The organism is Hoeflea sp. BAL378, assembly GCF_000759435.1.
Classification (GTDB): Bacteria; Pseudomonadota; Alphaproteobacteria; order Rhizobiales; family Rhizobiaceae; genus Hoeflea.
In genome coordinates this window covers 1-1,227 of record NZ_JRJG01000150.1, presented here as the reverse complement: position 1 = coordinate 1,227, position 1,227 = coordinate 1, and the positions used below count along the sequence as shown (strand labels likewise).

The window sequence follows — 1,227 nt, the reverse complement described above, 5'->3', positions numbered from 1 at the left end:
GCAAGCAATTGCCCCCGCCGCGGCGGACTGAGCGGCCCGCCGGCCGTCCCGCCCGCGCGCGCCTGCGCCGTACGCGAGGGCAAAAGCGCCTTCAGCCGGCCCTGTCGTCATAGGCGCGGCGCGCCGCGAGCACCCGGGCGTGGTTGGCCACCGCCCAGTTGCCGAGTGCGGCCACCGGCTCCAGCAATTCGCGGCCGAGCGGGGTGAGCTCGTAGTCGACCCGCGGCGGCACGGTCGGGTAGACGGTGCGGGTGAGATAGCCGTCGCGCTCGAGCCCGCGCAGGGTGGTGGTGAGCATCTTCTGCGAGATCCCCTCGACGGCGCGCTTGAGCTCGGAAAAGCGCAAGGTTCCCTTGCCCAGCGTGCTGACCACCAGCACGCTCCACTTGTCGCCGACCAGCGAAATGACGTCGTTGGCGACCTGGCACTGGCCGGGGCCGTGCAGTTCCGGCGGGACCTCGGGCGTGGGCGTTGCAGGAATGGCGGATGGTTTCATCGGGGTGCCTCAGGTTCGGAAAAGTGCCGTCTTGCGGCGCAGCATTCGGTTTCATAAGTAGCGTCAGTCACTTTTTTATACAAGGAAATCCCGATGACACAAATCGCCGTTCTGGTGGGTTCGCTGCGCGCGGACTCGATCAACCGCAAATTCGCCCAGGGCCTCGAAAAGCTTGCGGCGGGGCGGATGGAGTTCGTCTATGCCGACCTGTCCAGCCTGCCGCACTACAATGAGGACCTGTGGGCCGACGCGCCTGCGCCGGTGACCGCGCTCAAGGCGGTGATCGAGGCGGCGGACGCCGTGCTGATCGTCATTCCCGAATACAACCGCACCTATCCCGGCGTGATCAAGGACGCGATCGACTGGGCGACGCGGCCCTGGGGCAAGAATTCCTGGGCCGGCAAGCCGGTCGCCATCACCGGCGCCTCGCCCGGCGCCATCGGCGCGGCCATCGCCCAGCATCACCTGCGCACCACCATGGTCACCGTCGGCACCGCGGTGATGGGCCAGCCCGAACTCTATTACGCCTACAAGCCCGAGCATTTCGACGCCGACGGCGCGGTGACTGACGAGGCCACGAAGACCTTCCTCGAAGGCTGGCTCAACAGCTTCGGCGAGTGGGTGGAAAAGACAAGGTCGTAAGACTCGGCTTTACCTGCGAGGCCGCGGAGACGGCGATGCCCCTGATCTCCCCCCTTGCGGGGGAGATGTCACGAAGTGACAGAGGGGGG

Annotated in this window: 2 protein-coding genes; one reads left to right on the top strand and one right to left on the bottom strand. The window is 67.0% G+C overall.

Going from position 1 to position 1,227, the window contains the following annotated elements:
- Window positions 1-91: 91 nt before the first annotated feature.
- Entirely contained in the window at window positions 92-496 is a 405-nt protein-coding gene (locus tag LL06_RS23390; protein ID WP_081964160.1) for a helix-turn-helix domain-containing protein, read from the bottom strand.
- Between the two features lie 93 nt (window positions 497-589).
- On the opposite strand from LL06_RS23390, the gene LL06_RS23385 reads away from it, so the two are divergent.
- Window positions 590-1,138 carry an NADPH-dependent FMN reductase gene (locus LL06_RS23385; RefSeq protein WP_035532713.1) on the top strand — a complete coding sequence of 183 codons (549 nt, stop codon included), beginning with the start codon at window positions 590-592 and terminating at the stop codon, window positions 1,136-1,138.
- Window positions 1,139-1,227: the final 89 nt, after the last annotated feature.

Bases quoted from the DNA above. Each gene is read 5' to 3' on its own strand.
- LL06_RS23390 (WP_081964160.1), bottom strand. From the start codon at position 496: ATGAAACCATCCGCCATTCCTGCAACGCCCACGCCCGAGGTCCCGCCG.
- LL06_RS23385 (WP_035532713.1), top strand. From the start codon at position 590: ATGACACAAATCGCCGTTCTGGTGGGTTCGCTGCGCGCGGACTCGATC.